Genomic DNA, 25,478 nt, shown 5'->3' with positions numbered 1-25,478 from the left:
TTATGAGTACTCAGCACCCGAATACAACTATTTCAGCGCCTCCAGTCTATTAGGTCAGTATTCCGACAGCTCTCTCTGGTTACAATTCTATGGTCAAGCTCTAATACCAATGTTTTATGAAGCTGTACATTATCAACCCCCGGCTGTCGCCGTCCCCCTTACCAAGGGGGACTACAGAGGGTTCTGATTCTACGCATCCTCATATTGAATTGGTATAGGTTTAAAACTCACAAAATAAGTCTTGACAGACCACCAGGCGCAATTAAATTAAAGATAATTTTTGGGTGGAGGGGTGAAAACCCCTGCCTGGGGCGCAGCCCCCACTCCCCCTTTTACAATTAATGATGGCTAACTACTGACCATTTTTTGAATTTTGAGGCGTTACTGAAAAGCAGTATGAATCGAAACGAAGTTTCGAGCATGCAGCACCTATTTCATACCTAAATTCAGCAACGCCTTTTGAAGACGCTCCTAGTTTGCTACAGGCTAGGACTTTTCAAACATCCGCTTAAACCACACCTTACCTCAAGCCGGATGGTAATAAAATGCCACTCCCAGTAATAAATAGGTTGCTAGAAGTAGAGCGCCATCAAGCCAATTGGAGCGTCCACTGGAACTGATGAGGTTTGTTACAGATACAGCGATCGCCATAGCAGCTACCTCAAATGGATTAAAGTTGAGGTCAATCGGTTGACCGATGAATTGGCCAACGAAAACCAGAACAGGCGCAACAAACAACGCCACCAGGAGGCTATCTCCGGTAGCAGTTGCCACGGTTAAATCCATCTGGTTTTTGATTGCCAGCCGGGTCACAGTGACAAACCCCGCAACATCACTAATAAACGGGATTAAAATAACACCTGTAAATAAAGGGGTTAATCCAATGCGCTGAATTTCTTGCTCAACCACTCCGACAAACAAATCAGATTCAAAAGCAACGGCGATCGTCGATAGTAGTAACACAATCACCCAGAACATTAATTTTGAAATCTTTGGATTTTGAGTAGAGGATTGGTTTGAGCTTTCTTCTGCCGAACTAACGAGGTTTTCTTCAACCAGCCCAACCTCATACAAGTAACTGTGAGTTTTGAGAGAAAACAGAAGCGTCAGGCCGTAAACCACCATCAACACAGTTGCAGTAGCAATAGAAATGTTGGGAATATCCACCACGTCAAACTGGCCGGAGGTGTTAATGACCAGCGTCGGGAGGGCGATCGCAACCACTGCCAGCGTAATGGATGAGCCATTCACTTTGGTTAAAATGGGCTTAAATTGCTGTTCTTTGTAGCGCAAACCACCCGCCAGCATCGCCAGTCCCATCAACACCAGCAGATCACTCAAAATGGTGCCTGTAATGCTGGCTTGCACAATGTCAATCAACCCGGCCTTCAAAGCAACCAGGGCAATCACCAGTTCGGTTGCGTTACCAAAAAAAGCGTTAACTAACCCACCAATGGAAGGACCTGTAAATACGGCAATTTTTTCAGTCGCCGTGCTGAGCCATATCGAGAGGGGAATGATCGCCAGGCTGGAAGTAACAAAAACCACCGTAGAGCCCCATTCCAGAAAGTCAGCCGCAACGGAGATGGGAACAAAAACAAGGAGAATGAGCGGAATCAGATCCTTCGCTTTCATTACACGCAGAAACCCACTGAAGCTGTAAGAGTGGGTCAGGTAGCCCGCTCATAGAGGTAGCTGGCCGATAATGCCATAGCGATCCTATTGGGATTGTGAGAAAGGATGCCGCAGGAATCCTTTCTTACAAAGCTTCTCAATCTCACGACTGATTTAGGACTGCTGTATAGAGCATTATCTCACACTTGAAGGGTCCTAAATTAGAGCTGGTGGGCGGTTTCTACCCTACGATGTGTTTATAGACAGTAAGACTTCTCAAACATCCTCTTACAGTTGTCCTGTATAAAGTAATTTGGATAGTACTTTGCCTTGTTGCTTATCCCAAAGCGGGGTCATCTGTGAATTAAAGGGGTGTAATGGAGACGGCACTGGATCGATTTTGGGACCTGGTGAGGGGAGCAATTACCCTCGATGCGGTAGCATTTCAGCAAATTCAAACCCTCCCTCTAGGGGCGATCGCTGCCACTGGTGTAGTATTACTGGCCGGGTTTTCCCAGGCCGTTGGGCAGGGGATTATTCTGTTTGCGAACCGGGTTAAGCCGTTGCGCTTTATCCTGAGCCTGGTGATTGGGGCGATTTTGTTTGCGATCGGGGTCTGGTTCTGGAGTGTGAGCACCTGGCTGGTGACTGAATTTGTCATGGGCCAGCAAGACTCCTTTTTAACCGTCGTCAGAACCGTCGAGTTGGCCTACGCCCCGCAGCTTTTCAGCACTTTCATTGCCCTTCCCTATCTGGGAATACCGATTTCTATCCTCCTGTCGGTGTGGAGCTTTTTGTCCTAATTTAACCGGCATGAAAGCTGTCCTGGGATTTACCATCTGGCAAGCATTCTGGTCTGGCGCTTTAGGCTGGGCTGTGTTACAGGCCACTCAGCGAACCGTCGGTCGCTCGGTCACAAAGTTTGGGCGCTGGCTTTCAAACAGCGTTGCTGGAGTGAACCTGGTAACCGATTTAAAGAATCTGGAAAAACGTATGGAAAGCAGTATAGAAACAAAGCTCCCACCTCCTGACTCCTGATTCCTGACATGACAAACCGCAAAGGACAAAAAAATCGCTCGCTATCTGGGAATTGCAGTTGTTGCTTTTCTGGGTATGCTGGCGTTTGTTCAGGTGCGGATACTTCTGTGGGATATGTTCGTAGGAATGGATACGACCTGGCAACTCACATTCGAGCTGGCCTGGATCGGGTTGGTAGGTGTTATCTTTGCTGGATTGCTGGCTCCTCTGGAGGCGTTAGGCTGGTGGGCGGGCTGGTATGGGGATGAAATTGATATGACGTTAAACCCTTGAACTCTGGCAGAGCCTTTTCCGGTTGATGGAGAGGTGAGTCAGTATGTGATTTACCTGGATGGTATTTCCCAGGCACAGTATGAGTATTTGCCAGAGGTGGAGCGGTTTTTGGAGGAATTGGCGATCGCCCTTCCCGATGACATTGTGCTGATTAAAGGCATTATGCCTTACTCAGTGCTGAATTATCCTTTGACAGAAAATCGCCTGTTGTCCTGGTTCTGGCGTTTCGCCGATCGCTTTCAAATGAGCGCATCTGGTGGCATTGTAGGGGCACTGATCGGGGCCACCATTAATATTCGCAACCTCTTGATTGTCAGCGTTTCTGCCGACCAGCGCTATGGCCCCATTTACAACCACGGAACTGCTCAGGTCATTTACAACAGTCTAATGAATCACGGTTACCAGCTGGAAAGTGGCACTCCAATTACGCTTTTGGGCTACAGCGGTGGGGCGCAGATAGCCGTTGGCGCAGCTCCCTACCTGAAGCGGACTCTCCAGGCACCTATTGAAGTCATTTCCCTGTCCGGGGTGGTCAGCGGTAATCAGAACGTTCTGCTCCTGGAACACCTCTATCACATTGTGGGGGACAACGATTTCGTTGAAAAAGAAGGCCCCGTCCTGTTTCCCCGCCGATGGCCATTCTTCTTTCTGTCGTACTGGAATCGGGCAAAGAAGCGGGGCAAGATCAGTTTCGTTTCCCTTGGTCCCGTTGGGCATAATGGCTGTCAGGGTCCCTACGGCGCAGAGGCTCACCTCCCCGATGGGCGGACCCACCTGCAACAGACGGTAGACATCATTGCCGGTATTATCCAAGGGAAGTCGTCACTCAATCGGAGAATTCTCTGGGGTGAAGCTGGCAATTACGATCGCTACATTCAGGCCGAATTCAACCAGCCCAGCTACTATCCACTTAATCAAAAGGTCGATCCAGTGCTTTACCGTCCAATTTCGCCCTGGATGGGACGGTTGATTTTGCCTGCAAAAGAGCAACGGCGGTAGGTCAGGGGAGCTTTGTTTGAAGTCCACCATACCCCCCCTGGTTATGAGTACCTGATTGGTCAGGTTGTACCCCTGCGCTGGAGCACAGCCCCTGGAGTCCAGGGGTTTGTCCGCTCTGTGAGGAAAAATGTACACTTCAGCGCGGAGGCGATCTACAGCCAGCAGCAGGGCTATGTCCATCCATTCCGGCTCAACCACTGGCAGCAGGTGGGGCCGCTAGAATCACTGGCAGGTGCCCATCCCGTAGATGATGTGATTGTGATGCTGAGTGAGCCAGTGGAAATGACGGAGGGAGAAGTCGGAAGTCGAGAGTCGGGAATCGGGAGCCAGGAGCCGGGAGTCGGGAGTCGGGTGGTGGAAACTCAAAATTCAACTCATCCATCCATCCACCCCATCACCCCATCACTCCATCACTCCATCACCCTCCATATCCGCAGCGAGCCTGTACAGATTACGGGGCGGTACTATGCCTTGGTGAAAATTTTGGGCCCAGCAAAAGCCACAACCAGCGAGGTAGGAAACCAGATCACTTCTTGTTCCGATCGCTTCCGGGTCGTCCACTTCAATCCCATTTCTCGCCAGTTTGATGGAGTGGAGGAAGTGGTTCGCATTCCGCAGGTAGTTGCCGATATGAATGGAATTTTTCCATCCAGTAATCGGGATATAGACAAGTCTCCCCCCAATGAATGGGGCTGGTACATCTACGGTGCCAAGAATGGGGCGGGAGTATTTGTAGTGCAGGCGATCGCGCCACGGGCACTCCTGCGCCTGCAACCGGATGAATTTATTGTTGGTAGATCGGCGACCTGAAAGTATCTAAAACAACAGGCATGGAAGCTGGAAGGGCAAAAGGGACGCACAAAGTCGGTGCTTCTTAGCCCAAAGGAGTCCGATTTGCAGGCGGTACTGGCCCAGTGGAAGGAGGGCGATCGGGCCCTGCTGATGCACGTCTATGGAGGCATTGGTGGCAAAAAGCGGGAACCACCGGCTAAAGGACCTGTCTTTTTTGGCCATTTTGCCTACGGTGTGGCACAGGTTATTCGGGAGCCCCTGACCGATGAGTTGATGTTTGATATCACCTATTACCAGGTCTATACCCATAACGTAGATGGTATTATTACCGGAAAGTCGGCCTGGCACCGTTTTATGGGCGATCGCCAGTTTGGCTGGATGGGGACCCGTCCGGTGGTCGATATTCTGATTAAGCTAGGTGCTTTTACTGATGACTTTGATCTAAAGGGAGTGCGGCGATCAGTATTGGACGCTCTACTTGAGCAACTGGAAGAAATGGTGGCCCGTTACCGGATTGGCGACGGTACAGGGGGTACCTATGTCGGCCCAGCTCACAATTATTGCGCTCAGGATTCTAATCAGGCCCTCTATGGGGCACTGAAACGGTTGTATGATGCCTCCCGATCCAATCCCCAACTCCAGGAATGGATGCAGGATGATCCTGGTGAAGCCGAGCGCTATAAACAACTGGTTAACCTGGCTAAACATATTCGACGAGAACTCCTGCCTCTGGGTGCCGCCCGTGCTGACTGGTTGGAAAACAAAAAAACACTGGGAATCAGCCCTGAGGAGGATTTCGTGCAAGGATTGCTGATAGGATTGGCAACCTGGCGCACCTTGCTCCCCCGTCTGGCTAGTGAGGCTATTGCCAAACAATTTCTCAAGCAAGGAGCGCTCGTCTGGATCCTGCGTACCAGTCAAATGGGGGGGGATGATCCAGATATAGAACCCATTGCCCCGACCCCTATTGGCTGGTGATATGCCTACGACGATCGCCCTCATTGCCCACGACGCGAAGAAAGATGACATTGTACAGTTTGCCTCGCAATATTCCCCAGTGTTAGGGCGTTATCGGCTAATTGCAACCGGCACAACTGGCCAGCGCATTCAAGACTTAACGAGTTTGTCGGTTGAACGCAAATTACCGGGACCGGAGGGAGGCGATGTCCAAATTGCTGCTGAAGTGGCTGAAGGCAATGTCGCTGCCGTTATTTTTCTGGTCGATCCACTCTATGCCCAGCCCCACGAACCTGATGTGCAATCACTTCTGCGGATTTGCAATGTCCATAACGTTCCGCTGGCGACCAACCTGGCAACCGCAGAGGCGATCGCGACTCAATTTGCTAAAACCCTGGTCGCCCATCTCATCTTCAACCCCATTGCGGGGCAGGGCAATGCGGAGCAAGATCTGGATTTGATTCGCCAATTGCTGGAACCTCACCTGCATCTGAAGGTTTGCCAGACGACACTGGATACTGACTCTGCCCAACTGGCGCGGGATGCGATCGCCTCTGGAGCTGACATCATCATTGCCTCCGGTGGAGATGGCACTGTGTCCTCCGTTGCAGGAGAACTAATCAGCACTGGGATTCCCCTTGGCATTATTCCCAGGGGAACCGCCAACGCCTTTTCAGTGGCCCTGGGCATTCCCCAGTTTCTCCCCATCCGCAATGCCTGTCAGGTCATTCTGGCAGGCAAGACCCGCACCGTCGATGTTGCCTGCTGTAACGGTCTTCCAATGATTTTGTTAGCTGGTGTGGGCTACGAAGCCGAAACCGTCGAACGGGCCAGTCGGGAACTTAAAGATCAATGGGGGGCAATGGCCTATTTGATGGCAGGCTGGCAGTTATTGGATGAGCGCGGGCTGTTTGAAGCCGTAATTGGGGCAGAAGGAGAAACCCATCAGTTGCAAGCCCACGCTATTACTGTTGCCAATGCAGCTCCACCGACATCTGTATTAGCGCAGGGAGCCGGAGAAGTGATTATGGATGATGGATTACTGGATGTCACCATTGCTACCGCTGAAACCAAACTTCAGGCAATCACCACCATGCTCAGAATGTTGGGGGCTGCCCTGGTCAAAGCTGGAGGGCTTCAGCAGCAGAAAAACGTGATTCACGGTCGCACTCGACGAATTAAGATAACAACCGATCCGCCACAAAAGGTTGTAGTCGATGGTGAAATAATTGGCACAACCCCAATTGAGGTGGAATGTATTCCTGATGGGTTAACGGTTTTAGTCCCTGTTAATAGTTAATTTGGGCTATATATCGGGCTACATAGCGCTCCTTCTTGAAATCTGAACGGGATGCAGGGGTAGAACTTCTGCGTGGGGACACTTCGCCCCCCTTGTTGGCACTGGACTTCTGACGAATGATTATAGCGGTAGTCATTATGGTTAGGACGGGGTGCAGGGGGGGAACCCCTGGCTGGGGGCGAAGCCCCCACTCCCTCTCTAATTCCAATGTCCTAAAGCTCCCGCGTAGAGCCATACCAGTTTGTCGCACATATGGATCGCCATTTGGCAGATGTTTCACGAAGCACCCTCCATTAGCAGCCCAGTGCACCCTTGTTCATAAATAGTTTGTAGACGCTATAGAAGAAAGGCTGTAGAATTAGCAAAAAATCATTACCTTGCCGTTTTGCAATTAAGCCAGTTTTTGTTAGTCAATCGGATTTCTGCCATTAATTTCTGCCATTAGATGATGTATTATTGAATGCTCAGTAAGTTGCAGAAAAAAATTACTAGAACTTTGCAAAAGTCTCAAAGACTCTACAACGATTTGTTGAATTGTCGAGTCATCCGGATCAATCGTTATCACGGGCTAAATGTTCTCGATGATATCAGGACTAGAACAACCAGTGATCTCAATACTATTTTTGATGTTGGTGCTAATGTTGGGCAATCAGCCAAGATGTATTCTAAAAAATTGCCCCACGCTCAGATCTATTGCTTTGAACCAGTTCACGAAACCTTTAAGGAATTACAGGCGAAATTTTCAGAATCTAAAAACGTTCACTGTTTTCAGTTGGCATTTGGATCTGAGGAAAAACAAGTTGAAATCACTCTTCAGAAGTACTCAATTGAGAACTCTCTGTTGAATCCATCAAATAATCACTCAAATATAGAAATTAGTGAATCTGGAGTTGCCAGAACTGAAATGATTCAGGTAACCACCATTCCAGACTTTTGCCAGAAGCATGACATTAAGCAGATTGATTTTTTAAAGATTGATACTGAAGGTTATGATTTAGAGGTTCTCAAGGGCACTAAATCTTTGTTAGAGGATCACAAAATAACTTACGTACAAGTTGAGGCGGGCATGAACTATAACAATAAAAAGCATGTCCCTATTCAGGAGTTTATTCAATATCTTGAGCCGCTAGGTTATGTTCTATTTGGGATCTATGACCAGATGGCATGGTTTCAGAATAAAGCGAGATTAAGGTTCTGTAATCCTGTGTTTATATCTGAAAAGGAAGTTGAGGATAGAAGCAGGGAAGGGATAGATCAGTTAATGTACTGATCAAGTATTGTAACTGTTCTAAATTGTTGGTGAACAGGGAGGGTTGTGAAAGCCTTTCCCTGACAGGAATTTTTTTTAGAGTTGTTGGGAAATAAAATTTACTTTGGGACAAGGTTTTCCCATTTCTTTGCTCAATTTATGCTGCATCCAAATACCAGTTCCATAAACCAGCAGCGTTTAGCATTAAGCGGTCATCAAAATCAGGCACACGATTGCGATAAACATCTGTGACCGAACGATAACGTTTGATGCCTGCATGGGCATGTTCACACACTACTCGTTGACGGCTGAACTCGCGGTTTTCCTGCTTCTGTTGTTCGCTTAATTTCTTGCCCTTTGGTTTCTTGTGGGGCAAATGAACGTTCTCAAATTCGTTTTGTAATCCTTGAAATCCTAAGGCTCCTTCTATCACAACTTCATCGGGAATGTTGCCCACCAAGTCTGCTTCGTCAAGTTGTCGTTTGTCATGAACAGTGCCTGCTCTTGCCTTCGTCAGCAGGATCACTCGCTTTTTTCGCGTACTGCCTGTGATGTGCTTACGGGTATGGCGTTTCTTCTTGCTGGAGTAATGCTCTTTTTGTTTGTCGGAGTCTTTGGGACGTTGCACGGGACGCTCTGTCCCATCGAAAATCACTTCTTTAACCTCTGGAAAGCGTTCTAGAAATTCCTCCATGCTCCGCACCTTGCGCTCCGGCAGTGCCTGTTTGTGCCCTAACGTTTGCTCCAAAACAGGCAGCAGATGATGAACTCAGTCCCACGCACAGGAGCGGTCAAAGCCAAACAACACACTCATTCAGTCGAATGTGGGATAGCATTTGCAGTCCAACAAAATGGAGAACAACTTGTCACGGTTTGTCCGTAGAGTTGCTTTGCGTCCCCCTCCAACTGCACGTTTGCGCTCTACCCCAGGTTTTATCTGATTCTGCTGATAAGCCTCACTAAAGCTGGGCAGGAGTTTCTCAAATGCTTTGCGGTTGAGTCCTGTCATTGCCCTCAAAAGGCGGTCATTCTGGAGAATGCCTTCCAAGTTCAGTATTGTTAGAGCATTTTGCAACTGCCAAACATGATCCCTTATTTTCCAGCAGGTCTAGTAATCAGACCAGGCTTTACGCCAGTATGGGAGTGCCAGAATTTTGGTGGTTTAATGGGCGAGAGTGGAAAATCTCGGCTCTTGAGGCTGGGGAGTATGTAGAGTGCGATCGCTCCCCCACGTTCCCAATGATTGAGAAAACAAATTTATACCAATTTTTGGAAGCCGCATTTCTGGATGAGGTTTCAGCCGAAATCGCCTTTCGGCAATGGGTACGGCAACAGATTCAATAATCAAAGCTTTTGTAACCTTCAGCCATACGGGTTCGCTAGGATAGGGAGAGGTTAGGATAGACTTTTGAAAAGACCCCCTACTTCTGATGTTGGCTGGGCAGTTTGAGCAGTCAGCCAGTCTCGGCCAGTCAGAGTAATCCACTAATCGACGAAGGGCATTCCGTATGAAATCTTCCCAGACCGATGCAATGAAAAGACTACAACCACGAACCAATTCCACCGCTACAGGATTCATTGCTGCCTGGGTGATTGCTCAAGGGCTCATGCTGGGGGCGCCAGCCCTGGCAGACAGTAGCCGTAACACGATGTCCTATACGGAACTGTTGCAAAAAATAGATGCTGGACAGGTCACTAAGGTCAGAATTGACCCTACCCGAAATGTGGCCGAAGTTACATTGGAAGGCCAGAAGAAAGGAGAACCCGAAAGGGAAGTTCCGATTTTTGAGGGTGGGAACCCTGAGCTGGTTGAAAAACTGCGGGCTAATAAAGTTGATTTTGATAATCAACCCTCGCCTGATAATGGTGCTTTGATGAGCGTGCTGGCAAATCTGCTGCTGTTCTTCCTGCTGATTGGCGGATTGCTGCTGATTATTCGCCGTTCCAGCAATGCGCCCGGTGGCCCAGGGCAGGCGATGAATTTTGGCAAGTCCCGCGCCCGGTTCCAGATGGAAGCCAAGACGGGGGTAACGTTTGATGATGTGGCGGGTATTGAGGAAGCAAAGGAAGAACTTCAGGAAGTGGTGACTTTCCTCAAGAAGCCGGAGCGCTTTACCGCTGTGGGGGCTCGCATTCCCAAAGGTGTGTTGCTAGTCGGTCCGCCAGGAACGGGTAAGACGCTGCTGGCAAAGGCGATCGCTGGTGAAGCGGGAGTTCCCTTCTTCAGCATCTCCGGTTCTGAGTTTGTGGAGATGTTTGTTGGGGTGGGTGCCTCACGGGTTCGTGACCTGTTTAAGAAGGCCAAAGAAAATGCTCCCTGTCTAGTTTTTATCGATGAAATTGACGCGGTGGGTCGTCAGCGGGGTGCGGGCATTGGCGGTGGCAACGATGAACGGGAGCAAACCCTGAACCAGTTGCTTACCGAAATGGATGGGTTTGAGGGCAATACGGGCATCATCATCATTGCGGCCACCAACCGTCCCGATGTGCTGGACTCTGCTCTGCTCCGCCCCGGGCGGTTTGACCGCCAGGTGACGGTCGATCTGCCCAGCTTTAAGGGCCGTTTGGGAATTCTGAAAGTCCATGCCCGTAATAAAAAGCTAGATCCGGATGTGTCGCTGGAGGCGATCGCCCGCCGCACTCCTGGCTTTTCGGGGGCAGACCTGGCCAACCTGTTGAATGAGGCTGCCATTCTCACCGCCCGTCGCCGCAAAGAAGCGATCACCATGCTGGAGATTGATGACGCGATCGATCGGGTAACAATTGGGCTTTCGCTGACTCCCCTACTCGACAGCAAGAAGAAGCGGCTGATTGCTTACCACGAAGTGGGCCACGCGCTGTTGATGACGATGCTGAAAAACTCTGACCCGCTCAATAAAGTCACTATCATTCCCCGTTCGGGTGGGGTGGGTGGCTTTGCTCAGCAGTCTTTCAACGAGGAAATGATTGACAGTGGACTTTACACCAAAGCCTGGCTGACCGATCGCATCACCATTGCCCTGGGTGGACGCGCTGCTGAACAGGAAGTCTTTGGAGATTCTGAGATTACGGCTGGAGCCAGCAGCGACATTAAGGCTGTGGCTGACCTGGCGCGGGAAATGGTCACCCGCTATGGCATGTCCGATCTGGGGCTGGTTGCCCTGGAGGGTTCGGGTAATGAAGTATTCCTTGGTCGCAACTGGATTCCTCGGGCTGAATATTCTGAGGAAGTCGCCACCCAAATTGACCGCCAGATCCGGGATATTGCCATGCACTGCTATCAGGAAGCTCGTCGCATTATCCGAGATAATCGGGCATTGGTGGATAAGTTAGTTGATCTACTGCTTGACCAGGAAACGATTGAAGGTGACGACTTCCGCAAGATTGTGGAAGAGTATACTGGACGAACCGTAACCACTGCGGCTGTCCAGTCATCATAACCCGTTCTATGCCTCGCTTCCTTCATCTCGCTGATATTCATTTAGGGTTCGATCGCTACGACAGCAAGGAGCGATCGCTCGATTTCTACTACGCTTTCAAAGATGTGCTGGAGAAATACGCGATCGCTGCCCAGGTTGATTTCGTATTAATTGCTGGCGACCTGTTTGAGCACCGAACCATCCAGCCCAATGTTCTGAACCAGGTTCAGCTTTGCCTGCGCGATTTAAAGGAGGCAGGTATTCCGGTACTGGCGATTGAAGGCAATCACGACAATCGCCCTTACGGTACGAAAACGAGCTGGCTGCGTTACCTGGCCGATTGGGATTTACTGATTCTGCTGGAACCCGACCATGCCCCAACGGGCGAAGTTATCTATGAGCACTGGAGTCCAGAGAATAGACGCGGTGGATATCTTGATCTGGAATGTGGAGTGCGGGTCTTGGGTTCCTACTGGTATGGAGCTTCCGCGCCAAGGGCGATCGCAGCCCTGGCAGAAGCAATTCAGCAACTTCCTCCCGGCCCACAACACTCCATTCTCATGTTTCACCACGGGGTAGAGGGACAAATCGCCCGCTACCAGGGAGCTTTGCGCTACAGTGATTTGCTACCTCTAAAGCAGGCTAGAATTGACTACCTTGCATTGGGGCATATTCATAAGAATTATGCGATCGAAGGTTGGGTCTTCAACCCCGGCTCCTTAGAAGCCAATAGTGTGGAAGAAAGCCAATTTGAACGAGGTGCCTACCTGGTTGAAATAGACTCAACTGGAATCCGGGCAGAACTGAAACAGGATTACTATCAACGCCCAATTGTACGCTTGAAAGTCGTAGCTAAGGGACAGGAAAGCGTGGAAGAACTTGAAGAAGCGGCCACCGCAGTTGTTCAGCAAGCACTCCAAAATGGCAGTCTTGCCCCAGAAACCGCACCCATTGTGGAACTGCGAATCGAGGGACAGGTGGGGTTCGATCGCCCGGAACTCAATGCCCAAAAGCTCCAACAACGGCTCCAGCAGTTGAGCGGAGCGCTAATCTTTCTCCTGAAATACAATGTTGATGCGGTTACCTATGCCTCTCCCATCGCTGAGGAAGCCAGCCGCCTTCAGGTTGAATATGAAGTGTTTACCGATCTGTTGGCAGCTAACAATAGTTACAAAAAGCAGGCAGTAGAACTGGCCCAGGGATTGATTGACCTGAAAGATTTGCAACTTCAGGGACACTCAGAGGAAAGTCTATACCAGTTCGCGCAGAGCCTCCTGCTGCCACCAGAATGAAGAATAAGCACCTGGGTGCCTGCCCAGGGCGTGCCTGCTATTCTGTGACACCAATTTAATTGCTATAGCGATAGCTACCAGGCTTAGGACCAGGGTGCAGGGGTTCTAACCCTAGCTGGGGGCGAAACCCTCACTCCCTATCCAATTCCAATGTCCTAACGCACCCGCGTAGAGATATAAATGCAACAGAAAAAGGCTTTGAAAAGCTAGGAGCCAGAAATAGCATTAATTCTGTCTCCTAGCTCCTAGCTTCCTCCATCAGGCATCCGCCGTCAAAATTATTTAAATCGGTATGACTTTTTGTGACTTCTATTCCTGATTGAGCAGCTTTTCCTTAGAGTCTCCCCAGTACGCACTATAAGTCCAAACTTCGTTGTTCCCTTTCACCTCCATCGACCAGCGATAGATGGCAGATTTGGGGTCAACTCCAATCTCAATCAACTTTGCGCCCATGTAGTACTCCATCTGACGTTTGGTCATATCTTTGAGTCCAGTGGGCTTGCTTTTGTCAATTGTTCGAGATAGATGGGCTTGGGTGTGTTTCGCCATGGGGTTCCAACAAATTCCTTCCCCTCTAGGATAAGGGGTTTAGGGAGGGAGAGGAAAGGTGGATAGGGTGGATGGAGACGGAGTCTGGAAAGAGGGAAGAGGGAAGAATTCAGGAGACAGGAGTTAGGAGTCAGGGATTGGGGACTGGGGGCTAGGAATCAGGTATGTCTCAGAAATGGTGCTCTCACTCCTCGAAACCCTGATTCCCTCGACCCCTTTCCAGGATTGCCACAAAAAAATTGACAAACCCCAAAACCATCCACCCATCCACCCATCCACCTATCCACTCCTAACGGAGTGCCAGACTGGAGGTTAATCTCAATGTAAGGTCAGTTTCTGGGTTGATCACAATCACTTCTGAACGTCTTTTACCCAGCAACAGACCACCGAGTGCTCCTACACCCGCACCTGCCAGAACTTTGCCAAAGTTAATTCGACGGTTCCCAGTAACTCCAAATAAAATGGCTGCGGCACCTGCTCCTACGGCTGCGCCAGTGGCGATCGCAGTTCCATTAACCCGGCTCACCTCTTCTCTCCTGGTTACAACGCGAGACTCAGCGTTGATGGGATAGGAGTTGCCATCCGGTAAGATCAGGGTTTCTGCGATGAACTGGGAGCCACCACCCACGGGCACCAGCTTGCCTCGAACTTCGCTACCGGCGGGTACCAGGAGAACGCCGGAAGTATTGCGGAGGTTGCGGGCCACTCTCAGGTTTACAGGAGCGGTTTCATTGGGTGCCACCACAATTTTCTCTGCTTCGTCGTAGCGAACGGGGATACGGGTGCCAGCAGGGATAGTTTGATAGCGGTAGGAATCGCCGGATGGAGGAAACAGCTGAGCCACCCTGGAGGGAGCGGGGTTGGCGGAAACAGATGCTGGAACAGTGAGGGGAGTGATCGTGCTGGATACCATTCCGAGTGCAACAATCAGGACAGGACCAGCCTGCCAGCGGTGAAGGTTCAACATAACTTGATTACTCAGCAATACGGGGGGTAATACATCGTAGATCGATGGCTTCTGGAAAAAGTTCCCCCAACTGAATAGACCTTTGCTAAAGGTTAATGGGCTTTTCAGCCCTATCAAAATATAGCGGTAGTCATTATGGGCGGGCCAGGGATGCAGGGGTGGAACCCCTGGCTGAGGGCAAAGCCCCCACTCCTCTCTAATTCCAATGTCCTAATGCACCCACGTAGAGCGATAAAACTCCAGGTTAATTCATCCTCCCTTGAATCTTCACCGCATTCTCTCGCAACTGCACACTTTGAATCCCTACCTGGTCTAAAGGAATCAGACGAATGAGGTTTTCTTGCAGTGCGCTTTCTGAAATACCCAACCGATGAGCGACCTCGGTAACGGATAAGTTGAGGTTACCAATCCGGAGGCGAGTGCCGTCGAGCTTGAGTTGTCCGTCCGCGACAGATGGAGTTCCTTCAATCCCCACATAAACTTCTCTTTCCGATAGTCCTGGAAATGCCTTTACCAATTTGACGATCGCATTCTGTTTGGTTTGAGTCAGTGCATCCGCTGGCAAATTTCTTAAATTGATGACAGCACCGCTCTCAATTCTGCCATCAGCGATATTGGTGCTAATTCGCTTCACGGCGGGTTTCAGGTTCTGGGTCTCAGCTACACGGGCAACTTCTGAAGCAAACAACGCATTCAGTTCTGAATCCGTTAATTCCACTTCAGTACTGCCATCAGTCGCGGGTTGAATGCTGGAAAGTTTTTGATCCACAGTCTGCCGTGCCTGCTGAATGGCTGTGCGATCGCTCAAATCGAGCGTATTTGCGGCAACGGTGCGATCGTGATACCACTCTGGTAAACGAGTGACCTGATACCAGAAATAAAGCGGACTACTAATTAGACCCACAGCAATGCACACAAGGATGATCCAAATTCTCTTCATGGCGATTCCTCGTTTCACCTGTATTCAGAGCGGACTTCTTCAAGTTGCTGGGTAGTAATACAGTAAATTTTTTCTAACTTCCTAAAGTTGCAAACGTCTGAAATCGAAAAAGCCTTCTAAACAATCCTGAAGTCTACGACTTCGTTCCAGGCACAGGCGATTCCATTGCTGGGCAGTTTGACTAATGATTTCGGCAAAGGTGACCGAGGGATAAACCACTTTTGCAAGGGTTTGAATGTTGAGATGGCGTTGCATGGCAAGGGCGATCGCTCCAATCATTTCACCTGCCTGGGCCCCCACGATCTGGGCACCTAAAATCTTTCCATTCCGACGCAGGATAAATTTGCAGAAGCCCGTTGTTTCTCCCCGAATCTGAGCTCTAGTTAGTGTTTGGAAAGATTGCCTCAGAATCACCACCTCTTTGCCGTACTGTTTTATTGCCTGGTGTTCAGTCAGCCCCACTCGTGCCAGTTCTGGATTGGTATGGACGACCACAGGAATGTTGTGATCATTCATAGTTGAAATAGGAAAAAATAGGGCGTTTTTAAGTGCAACTCTGGCCTGGGCAACGGCAAGGTGAGGGATGTAATGGCGATCGCTCAGCCCTGTACAGGCATAGATACGAGGATTACTGGTTTGAAGCTTTGGATTAACCTGAATTCCCAGAGAATTGGGGCGAAGATCAACCGCTTCCAGATTGAGGGACGAAACATCTGGCTCCCATCCAGTTGCCAGCAAGATTTCATCGGTTTCAATCGCCTGATTGCCAGCCTGCACCCATTTTTTTTCCTGAATTTGCCTGACTTGAGTCACACTGGTTTGAGTGAACACCCGAATGCCTTCTGCCTCTAGCTGGGCTTGAATCAGTTGCGCGGTTTCTATGTCTTCATTGGGTAAAACATGAGTGGCAGGAGTGACGATGGTGACCTGCACTCTGAAACGTGTAAAGGTCTGAGCCAGTTCGACCCCCACTGGATCCGTGCCAATTATAACCAGGCTGCTAGACGGCTTGACAGTATGGGATTCTTGTAGAACCACCTCGGCAGTCAGATAGCTGAGCGTCTCTAAACCAGCAATTTCTGGAATAATCGGACGGCAACCAATGGCGAGGAGATAGGCGCGCGATCGCAAATACCGCCCGTTGACAATAAATCCAGGCTTTGGTTTGCGGCAAAACCCACCCTGTCCTTCAATGACTTCGATTCCCAATGAAGAGAGTCCTGCTGGGGAATAAAGAGTTTCGATGGTTTCGGATACGCCCTTCGCCCATTGACTGGCTGACTCTAACCACCTGGATTGTGGAGAACCTGAAGAACTCCAGAACCCAATGTGTTCAGCCTGTCGGGTTTGCCAGAGAAACTGCCCGATCTCCTGAAAAACATGAGTGTTAAGCAATTCTGAGCCACTCAAGGTGGAATTTTGCGTGATCAAAGCAACACGAGCTTTTAGGCGGGCAGCTCCGATCGCGGCACAAATTCCGGCATGGCTGTTGCCAATCACAATCAGGTCGTAGTCAGCGGGCATGGAGAAGAGTTAAGAAGGAAGCAGAAAGGAAGAAAGAAGAAGAAAAGAGCCAGAGGCCAGAAGGAAAGGTGAATATCAAAATCTAGTGTCGTAAACACTAGATTTTGCAATATGGGGTTTGGGGGCTCCGCCCCCAGGCAAGGGGTTTCGCCCCCTCCAACCCCGAGATTATCCTTAATTTATTTGCACCGGGCTACTTATTTGTGACTTATTTGTGAACGTTATAGGGGTAAAATTTCAGCCAATCCGGTCAGGAGGCGGTGGTTTTCGGGTTCAGAACGGACAGCAACTCGGAAGTAGCGATCGCCCAGTTCTGGGAAGCTCAAACAGTCTCGAATCAGAATTTGGTGATGTTTTAGGAGAGCCGACTGAAGTTCCGTAACGGAATGGTCTGATTGCACCAACAGAAAGTTCGCTGCACCGGGGAAGGGGGTGAGTCCGGGTAGTTGGGCCAGTCCCTGGTACAGGAGTGGCTTTGCTTTCGACAACCAGTTCCAGGTTTGCTGCTGAAATTCATTATCCTGGACGACGACTTCGCCCACAGCGGCGGCTAAAGTATTGACTGACCAGGGATCGCGCCACTGTTGCCAGCGTTGCAGGCGATCCGGGTGGGCGATCGCATACCCCAATCGTAACCCTGGCAGGCTGTAGAACTTGGTGAGCGATCGCAAAACCACCAGATTGGGATGTTTCTGGATTTGATCAATGACACTCTGCTGCTGCTCTGGCAACAGAAAGTCCATAAACGCCTCATCTACGACCACCAAGGCCCATCGAGCCAGTTGGGATAGCAGCGCTTCTTTGCTAAAGAGTATTCCTGTTGGGTTATGGGGGTTATTCAATAGGAGCCCGGCACGACTCAAAACAGGAGGTTCGAAATTCTGAAAAGCCAATTCAAAATCTGCTGTCTGTTGCTCAAAGTCCTGCAACGAACAGGGCAAAACCCTGGCACTAAAGGCTTTGAGCGCACGCCAGTAATCATTAAAAGCTGGGGTGAGCAGGGCAGTGAAATCCAGTGCTGATAAGTCCCGACAGGCCCAAGTCAACAGTTCGGCAGCTCCGTTACCTGGCAGTATCCAATCGGCAGGAAGACCGTGAAACTCACTAAGGGCAGACCGTAGCTGATGATATTGGGGATCAGGGTAGGCTTTCAGGGTGGTCAGGTGGGTTTGGAGGGTAGCGATCGCCGACTCCGGTGGTCCCAGGGGATTGATACTGGCCGAAAAATCCAAAATAGCAGAGGGGGAACAGTTCGCCAGCGAGGCTGCCCAAACTAAATTCCCCCCATGTAAAGGACGTTCAAAGGGTCGTTTCACGAAGTACTGACTACTTTTTCTTACCGTTGCTAGCCACAGGAGCCACTTTTTCTCTAAACAATTTTCCAGCGGAAAATGCAGGCACTTTAGTCGCTGGAATATTCATCTTAGCGCCAGTTTTGGGATTGCGTCCCTCACGGGCTTTGCGTTCCCTCGACTCGAAAGAACCAAAGCCAACCAGCGTGACTTTATCCCCCCCACTCACCGCCTCAACAATTGCCTCAAGGGCAGCAGTTAAAACAGCATCCGCCTGCTTCTTTGTTACGCTGGCTTTGTCTGCTACAGCATCAACCAATTCGCCTTTGTTCATAGGGTCTCCTTGTTGCTATCGGACACGAAACACGGTCAATTCTGCTCTCAAACTGAGATTTCGGTGCACTAACCTGAGGAGAATTCTGGATGGAACGGCTGAAACTCCCTCAGAATCGTTCTTTCAATGCTTTATTCTAAAGTCTCTTTTTAATTCTGGATCTACGAAACCTTTAAGATATATGGCTTTTGAGACTTTTTTCCTAATTTTAAAGTTGCAAAACCATAAGCAACCCCTATGAATAGGGCATTTCAGCCATGCTGGTGCGCCAGTTCCATCAAAATTCGTTGTGAACTTTGCTCTGGACTATCCCCAGTGGGGCGGCGTTGAACATAGCGACCATCAGGCTGGAGATCCCACGCCTGACGGTTATCCGCCAGCATGATGCCCAGAATTTCCTGGAGGTCTTTGGCGATCGCACTATCCTGAACCGGCACCACAGCTTCTACTCGACGGTCCAGATTACGCGGCATCCAGTCCGCACTGCCAATCAACACCTCTTCCTGCCCCTTGTTGTGAAAGTAAAAGATGCGGGAGTGTTCTAGAAACCGCCCAACAATACTAATCACCCGGATGTTGTCGCTCACACCAGGTACCTGCGGGCGCAGACAGCACATGCCCCGTACAATCAGGTCAATTTGGACCCCTGCCTGCGACGCTTCATAAAGCGTCGCAATAATGTAGGGATCAATCAGAGCATTCATTTTGGCAACAATACGGGCATGGCAACCTTCTCTGGCGTGGGCTGTTTCGCGGCGGATAAGGGTAAGCATGCGATCGCGCAAATTCACCGGGGCCACTAACAACTGACGGTAGGATTGTTGCCGGGAATACCCTGTTAAATAATTGAACAAATCAGTTAAATCGGCTCCCAACTCTTCCCGGCAACTCAGCAGCCCCACATCGGTGTAAAGACGAGCCGTTTTGGGATTGTAGTTTCCTGTACCAATATGAACGTAGCGGCGAATCCGTCCTTCTTCCCGACGCACCACCAGCACAACTTTGGTGTGGGTTTTTAGTCCAACCAAACCATAAACTACGTGAACGCCGACACTTTCCAGTTTCCGGGCCCAGTTAATATTGTTTTCCTCATCAAACCGTGCCTTCAATTCCACCAGGGCAGACACCTGCTTGCCATTTTCGGCAGCGGCAATCAACGCATTGACAATGGGCGAATCGCCAGAGGTGCGATAGAGGGTCATCTTAATTGCCAGCACATCCGGGTCGTAGGCGGCCTGAGTAATAAATCGCTGCACTGTATTCGAGAACGAATGATAGGGATGATGCACCATCACATCATGTTTCCGAATAACGGCAAAAAAATCCTCTTCAAGCTCAATCGGACCATCCTTCAGCAAAGAATCCCCGTTCTTTCGTAACCGGCTTGGCACCGTAGAAGTCCACACAGGGTCACGCAGTTCGGGGATGGAAAGGTCTGCCAATGTAAACAGGTCTCGCAGGCAGAGGATACCTTCCGCTTCGTAAACGTCGTTTTCACTCAAGTCCATTTCCTGACGCAACATTTCCCGCACCGTTTCGGGCATAGAAGAATGCACCTCAAGGCGGACAATCGAACCACCAAAACGACGCTTCCGTAACTCTTGCTCGATAGCCAACAGCAAATCATCGGCCTCATCCTCTTCCAACTCCAGATCCGTATCGCGAGTAATGCGGAAGGGATAGTACTCCTGAATGTTCATGCCGGGGAAAAGGGTTTCCAGGTTATGGGCAATGACTTGCTCCAGGGGAACCGCCGTCCAGATCGCTGGTATATCCTTCTGTTGAACCCGTAATTCTTCTGGTAGCTGTAAAAAGCGCGGCAGAATATTGGGAACCTTAACCCGTGCATACAAATCTTCCTCCGTTACTGGATCTTTAATCACCACTGCCAGGTTGAGGCTGAGGTTGGAAATGTAGGGAAATGGATGACCTGGATCAATCGCCAGCGGTGTCAACACCGGAAAAATTTGCTCATCAAAATAGTGTTGCAAATAAGTCCGTTGCTCCTGGTTAAGGTCAATATAGTCCAGCAAATAAATGCCCTGGGTTGCCAGTAGAGGTCGCAAAGCTTGCTGAAAGTGTTTGTGCTGCTGCATCACCATAGGACGCAAGCGCTGACTGATCAGGTCAAGTTGCTCCTGGGGCGATCGCCCATCGGGAGTCAGTTTAGTGACCTGTGCCTCCACCTGCTGCTTTAGCGCCGCCACCCGCACCATAAAAAAACTCATCCAAATTGGAGCTAAAAATAGCGAGAAACTTCAATCGTTCTAGCAGCGGCGTGCGCGGGTCAAACGCTTCGTGCAATACCCGATTGTTAAACTCCAACCAGCTTGCTTCCCGGTTGAAGTAATACTGCGGGTCAGTCAGATTGATTTCCGTAACCGTGGGTTTTTTGCGGCGGGGCATAGAAGGAAGGAAGAAGGAAGAAGTCAGAATCCAGAAGTCAGGGGCCAGGAGAAGGGGAAGGGCGTGAGGGAGTGGATGAGTGGGGAGTGAATAAGTAATGGAGTGAAAGGGTGAATGAGTAATGGAGTGAAAGGGTGAATGAGTGATGGAGGAAGGGTGAATGAGTGAATGAGTGATAGATGTAAAGAGCAATAACTTCATCACGGGACTGGTTAACCTGAGCAGGTAGGTCGCCCCATCTGCTTGACTTCAAAATCGGACTTCCCCATTTCCGTGCATTCGGCTTCTCTCCAACTTGGTTGTTTGTTAACAATACCAGTTTCGATAGTTATCGCTGTTGCAGGTATCTGGTTGTTGGCAGTGACGATGCAACAGTGCCAGGTTTTGGCGACGATGATTATTGTAATTACCATCTTGATTATGGAGTTTAATCAGATCGCCTGGCAAAAAGCTGAGTCCACAATAAGTGCTTTTCTCCTCCTGCCGTTTAAGCAAGTCAGCACGTAATGTCGGCAATTCTGGGTAAGACGGGTTTATCAATTTTTTTTGCAATCTCTGGAAAGAGGGTCGAGGGAATCAGGGTTTCAAGGAGTCAGAGCCCCGTTTCTAGAACACCCTCATTGCCCCAAGTGATGTTTCTGGCTGTACTGGCTCGGCTTAATCAACGTCTTGGTTTTGAGCCGTATTTGCCCGTCTAGTATTGCCGCATTGAGAAGCCCAAAAAGAGCGTTACCTCAAGCATTCGCTTTTTATAGCTCTACGCGGGTGCATTAGGACATTGGAATTAGAGAGGGAGTGGGGGCGAAGCCCCCAGCCAGGGGTGGAACCCCTGCACCCTGTCCTAACCATAATGACTACCGCTATACACATTCCCAATCTCATTATTCATCATGTAATTAGCACCAACTCCGAAAGCTCCACCCTACTACCCCATCACTCCATTACCTCTGCCTCCTAACTCTTGTTTTCTGATTTTTTCCTCTTTACTTCTTCTTCGCCCTCCCCCTAGCCCCTAGCCTCGTTAGTCTTCATCCTGTTCGTGTTCGTCCTCCGCCTTATTAAGGCCTTCTTTGAAACCACGTAGGGTTTTACCCAATGTGCTACCAAGTTCTGGAATTTTCTTGGGACCAAAAATTAGAATTACAACCACGATGATAATTGCGACTTCGGGCCACCCCAAACCAAACATACTGCCTCCTGTTTTGTGATATTTATAGCAGGAATATTCCATGAAACGTTCCTACTTTATTCCACACCATCTTACGGTTCAGCAGTGCCACCCATAACCGTAGAGGGATGTTTAGTCTAATAGCCAGGTGAGAAAAATAAACCGAATTCAGTGCAAACTGCGGACAGGGGTTTGTCCCAGGGGTCGTTTGGTAGGCAGGTTAAGCGAGCGGAGTCGAACACAATACCGATCGCCCATTTATTGGCCCATTCAGGTTGGCTTAACAGGCGATCGTAAATTCCCCCCCCGTAGCCCAACCGATAGCCCCGTTCGTCACAGGCAACTGCGGGCACAAGCAGCAAATCAATCTGTTCTACGGATAGGGTTGGGGCGTTGGGATGGGGCTCCTGAATGCCATAGGCTCCTACCTGTAGAGGCAGAGGATGGTGAGGTGTCCAGGTATGCCAGAGCAGTGATTTCTCTACGCAGCGCGGAAAACCCCAGACCTTATTTTCTACAAATAGGGGGCTGAGGTCAGGTTCCTGACGGAAGCTGAAGTAGGCAAGAACGGTATGAGCCTGAGTAAACAGGGAGGATTGCCGGAGTTTGGTACAGAGACGATCGCTCTTCTCTCGCCAAACTTCAATGGGCATTGCCTGGCGAGCGGCGAGGAGTGATTTTCGGAGCAATCGTTTATCTAAACCTCTAGCCTTTGTAGGTTCTGTCATCAGGGCATTACAGTTCCCACACTCTGGCGGATGGTTGCCACATCCTTAATGTGCTGCACCACACCGCCATTGAGCGGTACCAGACCCATCGTCTTCAGGTCTGCTTCCACCATCAGAAACACCAACTGCTCAAACGTCACTGACGGCTCCCAGCCCAGCTTCGCCTTCGCCTTCGCTGGGTCCCCAATCAACAACTCCACCTCCGCCGGTCGTAAATACCGCTCATCAAACTCCACATACTTCTGCCAGTCTAGGTTCACATACCCAAACGCCAGATCCAAAAACTCCCGTACCGAATGCATCTCCCCTGTCGCCACCACATAGTCATCCGGCGCTTCCTGTTGTAACATTAGCCACATTGCTCGCACATAGTCCTTCGCGTAGCCCCAGTCCCGCTGAGCATCGAGATTGCCCAGGTACAGCTTCTTCTGCTGCCCGGCGATGATACGAGCTAGGGCGCGGGTAATTTTGCGGGTGACAAAGGTCTCTCCTCGCCGCGGCGACTCGTGGTTGAACAAAATGCCATTGCAGGCAAACAAGCCATAGGACTCGCGGTAGTTGACCGTTTGCCAGTGGGCATAGACCTTGGCGCAGGCATAGGGACTGCGGGGATAGAAGGGGGTGCTTTCTTTCTGCGGGATTTCCTGCACTTTGCCGAACATCTCAGACGAACCGGCCTGGTAGAAGCGGACCTGGATGCCCGTGCGCTGCTGGTAGTCGCGAATGGCTTCCAGCAGGCGCAGGGTGCCCATGCCGACGGAATCAACCGTGTATTCGGGGGCATCGAAGCTGACGCGGACGTGGGATTGGGCACCGAGGTTGTAGATTTCAACGGGTTTGACTTCTTCCAGAATGCGGCGCAGGGTGGTGCCGTCGGTGAGGTCGCCGTAGTGGAGGAAGAGGCGGGCATCGAGCTGGTGGGGGTCTTCGTAGATGTGGTCGATGCGGTCGGTGTTGAAGGTGGAGGTACGGCGGATGATGCCGTGCACTTCGTAGCCTTTCTCCAGCAAGAACTCGCTCAAGTAGGAGCCGTCTTGCCCTGTGATTCCGGTGATGAGTGCTCGTTTTCTCTGTGTCATCTAGCTGCCCGCAAGGTTTTCAAATAGAACATTCAGAATTTTCTTCCGCCATCAGGTTGAAAATGGTAAAGAATCTGTAACATTTTTAGGGAGGTTGCGAAGTATTTGCAACCTGTCTGGCAGAGGTGGTTGGTGCTACAGTTTTTCCTTAGGCTTCCTATGGGAGTTCGATTTCTGCTTAACAGAAACCGATTTTCTAATCCCCAAACTTTAACATTGATTTAAGAAGTCCTCTGCTTCTCCCTGGAAAGATGACTTATGCGATCGCCAATGGGTTCCTCTTCCACAGAATTCACACCTCCATCACAGCTCCAACAATTCCTGATTCTTCCCTTTAATCGGCTTAGATTCACTATTCTGTTTGTAATTGCAACGGGTTTAGGCGGAGTATTGGTGGAGAGTATTCTGGGTCCACTACAAAAAACTGGTCTACCAGCGTTCTGGCAATCCCAGGGAATGCTGGGGACGTTTGTTAGTGGTCTGGTTTTTGGGTTAATTGTAGGTGCAGTCCAGTGGTTGGTTTTACGCCAGTATGTAGCAGAGCCACTCTGGATCCTGGCTAACACTGTGGGTTACGTGCTTTTTTTAACGACTTCTCAGGGTTGGAACAACTTGATCGGGCGGATGATGATGATTAAGTCAATCCCTGTGGGGCAGAACGATCTTCCGGTTCAACTCGTCTTTTTTGCGATGAGTGGATTTGGGGTCATTCTGGCGGCAATCTCTGCTATCTGGTTGGGGCTAGCTCAATGGTTGGTTCTGCGTCAGTATGCCAGGTCAGGCTGGGGGTGGGTGTTTGTGCCTCCAATCGCGCAGGTATTATCCTTTATACTGCTGTCCAGCAGTTTTTTGTTGTCGATGCTGCAAATTCCTTTATTCCCCCATACAGGAGTACTGAGGGCAGGGGTACTGGGAACTGTTGAGGCGATCGCCCTCTGCGCTTTGAGCAAAAAGTTCTATCAACCACCTGATGTTGACAGTGCAGGACTGGCATCCACCCCTGAATTGCTTGACTATAGGCGGGTTCAAAGTCTCGCTAATCAGCTAAAGCGACAGCTAAACTATACCTGGAATGGGGAAATGAACTGCGATCGCCCCCTTACCTACCTGGTGGGCGTGAACGAGGCCGGTGCGATCGCCGCCTATGAAGCCATGAATCAACCAGCCCAGGATAACGTCAACCAGACTCCGCTCCCGAATTTGCTCACAGTTTTGCCCGAAAGGAGTGAGACCGATCCACCCCAACCCCTGGCAAAATTTCAGGTTGCCTTTCTGCCATCGGGTAGCCTGGAAGTGATTTCCTGGAGGGGAATTCCCCTGTTGTGGATTGGCCTGGGAATGTTGGTAGCAGTCTATGGAGTAAGTGCGATCGTGGGCTTTTGGGGGCTCTAATCTACGGGGCTGTTGAAAGCCAATGTCCTAACGCACCTGCATAGAGCTATATCAGTGAGGGATGAGGGGGGAAGTTAAACTCAAAACTCAAATTACACCCAACCCCTCATCCACTTCAGGTAGGGTTGGGCTGTAGCTGGTCTCCACTTAGAATTGATCAGAATTCATCAAGCGTTGATCGAGAGGA

Annotated in this window: 28 protein-coding genes; 13 read left to right on the top strand and 15 right to left on the bottom strand. The window is 50.1% G+C overall.

The features are described 5' to 3' along the window. Positions 1 to 525: 525 nt before the first annotated feature. Entirely contained in the window at positions 526 to 1,635 is a 1,110-nt protein-coding gene (cax, locus tag P4D80_RS13630) for a calcium/proton exchanger (protein ID WP_421654547.1), read from the bottom strand. Between the two features lie 356 nt (positions 1,636 to 1,991). On the opposite strand from cax, the gene P4D80_RS13625 reads away from it, so the two are divergent. The 7 genes from P4D80_RS13625 (at position 1,992) to mgsA (ending at position 6,973) form a co-directional block, all read left to right on the top strand. After that, entirely contained in the window at positions 1,992 to 2,417 is a 426-nt protein-coding gene (locus P4D80_RS13625) for a hypothetical protein (protein ID WP_421654546.1), read from the top strand. 10 nt (positions 2,418 to 2,427) lie between these two features. After that, positions 2,428 to 2,652: a hypothetical protein gene (locus P4D80_RS13620; protein WP_421654545.1), complete on the top strand. Its 225-nt coding sequence runs from the start codon at positions 2,428 to 2,430 to the stop codon at positions 2,650 to 2,652. A gap of 75 nt (positions 2,653 to 2,727) precedes the next feature. After that, on the top strand, positions 2,728 to 2,925 hold the full coding sequence (locus P4D80_RS13615) for a hypothetical protein (protein ID WP_421654544.1): 198 nt from the start codon (positions 2,728 to 2,730) through the stop codon (positions 2,923 to 2,925). A gap of 33 nt (positions 2,926 to 2,958) precedes the next feature. Beyond that, positions 2,959 to 3,924, top strand: coding sequence for a hypothetical protein (locus P4D80_RS13610; protein ID WP_421654543.1), 966 nt, complete (start codon positions 2,959 to 2,961; stop codon positions 3,922 to 3,924). Between the two features lie 12 nt (positions 3,925 to 3,936). Then, entirely contained in the window at positions 3,937 to 4,734 is a 798-nt protein-coding gene (locus P4D80_RS13605; RefSeq protein WP_421654542.1) for a hypothetical protein, read from the top strand. A gap of 57 nt (positions 4,735 to 4,791) precedes the next feature. After that, a complete protein-coding gene (locus P4D80_RS13600) occupies positions 4,792 to 5,694 on the top strand; it encodes a hypothetical protein (protein ID WP_421654541.1) in 903 nt (300 codons plus the stop codon). Position 5,695: 1 nt separating this feature from the next. Beyond that, complete coding sequence (gene mgsA, locus P4D80_RS13595; protein WP_421654540.1) at positions 5,696 to 6,973, top strand: methylglyoxal synthase; 1,278 nt, start codon at positions 5,696 to 5,698, stop codon at positions 6,971 to 6,973. Here the strand turns inward: mgsA and P4D80_RS13590 are convergent. Then, positions 6,963 to 7,109: a hypothetical protein gene (locus P4D80_RS13590; RefSeq protein WP_421654539.1), complete on the bottom strand. Its 147-nt coding sequence runs from the start codon at positions 7,107 to 7,109 to the stop codon at positions 6,963 to 6,965. The two genes, mgsA and P4D80_RS13590, sit on opposite strands and share 11 nt — an antisense overlap. A 324-nt stretch (positions 7,110 to 7,433) precedes the next feature. On the opposite strand from P4D80_RS13590, the gene P4D80_RS13585 reads away from it, so the two are divergent. Then, positions 7,434 to 8,243, top strand: coding sequence for an FkbM family methyltransferase (locus P4D80_RS13585; protein ID WP_421654538.1), 810 nt, complete (start codon positions 7,434 to 7,436; stop codon positions 8,241 to 8,243). A gap of 136 nt (positions 8,244 to 8,379) precedes the next feature. On the opposite strand, the gene P4D80_RS13580 is transcribed toward P4D80_RS13585, so the two are convergent. Continuing rightward, the gene (locus P4D80_RS13580) at positions 8,380 to 8,970 is read right to left on the bottom strand and encodes a transposase family protein (protein WP_421654537.1); all 591 of its coding nucleotides are present in this window, start codon (positions 8,968 to 8,970) and stop codon (positions 8,380 to 8,382) included. Between the two features lie 66 nt (positions 8,971 to 9,036). Beyond that, the gene (locus tag P4D80_RS13575) at positions 9,037 to 9,231 is read right to left on the bottom strand and encodes a hypothetical protein (RefSeq protein WP_421654536.1); all 195 of its coding nucleotides are present in this window, start codon (positions 9,229 to 9,231) and stop codon (positions 9,037 to 9,039) included. A gap of 134 nt (positions 9,232 to 9,365) precedes the next feature. Between P4D80_RS13575 and P4D80_RS13570 the strand changes: the two genes are divergently transcribed. From P4D80_RS13570 to P4D80_RS13560, 3 genes are all read left to right on the top strand, one after another. Further along, positions 9,366 to 9,566, top strand: coding sequence for a hypothetical protein (locus P4D80_RS13570; protein ID WP_421654535.1), 201 nt, complete (start codon positions 9,366 to 9,368; stop codon positions 9,564 to 9,566). A gap of 164 nt (positions 9,567 to 9,730) precedes the next feature. Next, positions 9,731 to 11,641, top strand: a complete 1,911-nt coding sequence (gene ftsH / locus P4D80_RS13565) for an ATP-dependent zinc metalloprotease FtsH (protein ID WP_421654534.1) — start codon at positions 9,731 to 9,733, stop codon at positions 11,639 to 11,641. A gap of 8 nt (positions 11,642 to 11,649) precedes the next feature. Next, complete coding sequence (locus P4D80_RS13560) at positions 11,650 to 12,912, top strand: metallophosphoesterase family protein (RefSeq protein WP_421654532.1); 1,263 nt, start codon at positions 11,650 to 11,652, stop codon at positions 12,910 to 12,912. A 309-nt stretch (positions 12,913 to 13,221) separates the two neighbouring features. Here the strand turns inward: P4D80_RS13560 and P4D80_RS13555 are convergent, their stop codons facing one another. The 8 genes from P4D80_RS13555 to P4D80_RS13520 form a co-directional block, all read right to left on the bottom strand. Then, positions 13,222 to 13,461, bottom strand: a complete 240-nt coding sequence (locus P4D80_RS13555) for a hypothetical protein (RefSeq protein ID WP_421654531.1) — start codon at positions 13,459 to 13,461, stop codon at positions 13,222 to 13,224. Positions 13,462 to 13,750: 289 nt separating this feature from the next. Further along, positions 13,751 to 14,428, bottom strand: coding sequence for a hypothetical protein (locus P4D80_RS13550; protein ID WP_421654530.1), 678 nt, complete (start codon positions 14,426 to 14,428; stop codon positions 13,751 to 13,753). A 244-nt stretch (positions 14,429 to 14,672) separates the two neighbouring features. Further along, positions 14,673 to 15,368, bottom strand: a complete 696-nt coding sequence (locus tag P4D80_RS13545) for a hypothetical protein (RefSeq protein ID WP_421654529.1) — start codon at positions 15,366 to 15,368, stop codon at positions 14,673 to 14,675. Between the two features lie 81 nt (positions 15,369 to 15,449). Beyond that, positions 15,450 to 16,892, bottom strand: coding sequence for a dihydrolipoyl dehydrogenase family protein (locus tag P4D80_RS13540; RefSeq protein ID WP_421654528.1), 1,443 nt, complete (start codon positions 16,890 to 16,892; stop codon positions 15,450 to 15,452). A gap of 221 nt (positions 16,893 to 17,113) precedes the next feature. Further along, positions 17,114 to 18,208 carry a threonine-phosphate decarboxylase CobD gene (cobD, locus tag P4D80_RS13535; RefSeq protein ID WP_421654527.1) on the bottom strand — a complete coding sequence of 365 codons (1,095 nt, stop codon included), beginning with the start codon at positions 18,206 to 18,208 and terminating at the stop codon, positions 17,114 to 17,116. A 10-nt stretch (positions 18,209 to 18,218) separates the two neighbouring features. Beyond that, positions 18,219 to 18,518 (bottom strand): HU family DNA-binding protein, encoded by a 300-nt coding sequence (locus P4D80_RS13530; RefSeq protein ID WP_421654526.1) that lies wholly within the window; start codon positions 18,516 to 18,518, stop codon positions 18,219 to 18,221. Between the two features lie 251 nt (positions 18,519 to 18,769). Next, on the bottom strand, positions 18,770 to 20,734 hold the full coding sequence (ppk1, locus tag P4D80_RS13525) for a polyphosphate kinase 1 (protein ID WP_421654525.1): 1,965 nt from the start codon (positions 20,732 to 20,734) through the stop codon (positions 18,770 to 18,772). Next, positions 20,685 to 20,924 carry a hypothetical protein gene (locus P4D80_RS13520; protein ID WP_421654524.1) on the bottom strand — a complete coding sequence of 80 codons (240 nt, stop codon included), beginning with the start codon at positions 20,922 to 20,924 and terminating at the stop codon, positions 20,685 to 20,687. Before P4D80_RS13520 ends, ppk1 begins: the two co-directional genes overlap by 50 nt. Before the next feature lie 366 nt (positions 20,925 to 21,290). Here P4D80_RS13520 and P4D80_RS13515 point away from each other — a divergent pair, with 366 nt between their 5' ends. Further along, a complete protein-coding gene (locus P4D80_RS13515) occupies positions 21,291 to 21,431 on the top strand; it encodes a hypothetical protein (protein WP_421654523.1) in 141 nt (46 codons plus the stop codon). A 514-nt stretch (positions 21,432 to 21,945) separates the two neighbouring features. Here the strand turns inward: P4D80_RS13515 and tatA are convergent. The 3 genes from tatA to gmd all read right to left on the bottom strand — a co-directional run bounded on the left by tatA (position 21,946) and on the right by gmd (position 23,899). Beyond that, entirely contained in the window at positions 21,946 to 22,155 is a 210-nt protein-coding gene (gene tatA, locus P4D80_RS13510) for a twin-arginine translocase TatA/TatE family subunit (protein ID WP_421654522.1), read from the bottom strand. A gap of 74 nt (positions 22,156 to 22,229) precedes the next feature. Further along, entirely contained in the window at positions 22,230 to 22,820 is a 591-nt protein-coding gene (locus P4D80_RS13505; protein WP_421654521.1) for a 5-formyltetrahydrofolate cyclo-ligase, read from the bottom strand. Beyond that, positions 22,820 to 23,899, bottom strand: coding sequence for a GDP-mannose 4,6-dehydratase (gene gmd, locus P4D80_RS13500; protein WP_421654520.1), 1,080 nt, complete (start codon positions 23,897 to 23,899; stop codon positions 22,820 to 22,822). The genes P4D80_RS13505 and gmd overlap by 1 nt, the downstream gene beginning before the upstream one ends. 270 nt (positions 23,900 to 24,169) lie before the next feature. Between gmd and P4D80_RS13495 the strand changes: the two genes are divergently transcribed. Next, positions 24,170 to 25,291: a hypothetical protein gene (locus tag P4D80_RS13495; RefSeq protein WP_421654519.1), complete on the top strand. Its 1,122-nt coding sequence runs from the start codon at positions 24,170 to 24,172 to the stop codon at positions 25,289 to 25,291. Positions 25,292 to 25,478: the final 187 nt, after the last annotated feature.

Origin of the sequence: Leptothermofonsia sp. ETS-13 (genome assembly GCF_049200465.1) — a bacterium.
GTDB lineage: Bacteria > Cyanobacteriota > Cyanobacteriia > Leptolyngbyales > Leptolyngbyaceae > Leptothermofonsia.
Note: the sequence above shows the minus strand (reverse complement) of the source record. Positions and strands in the feature narration are given on the sequence as shown.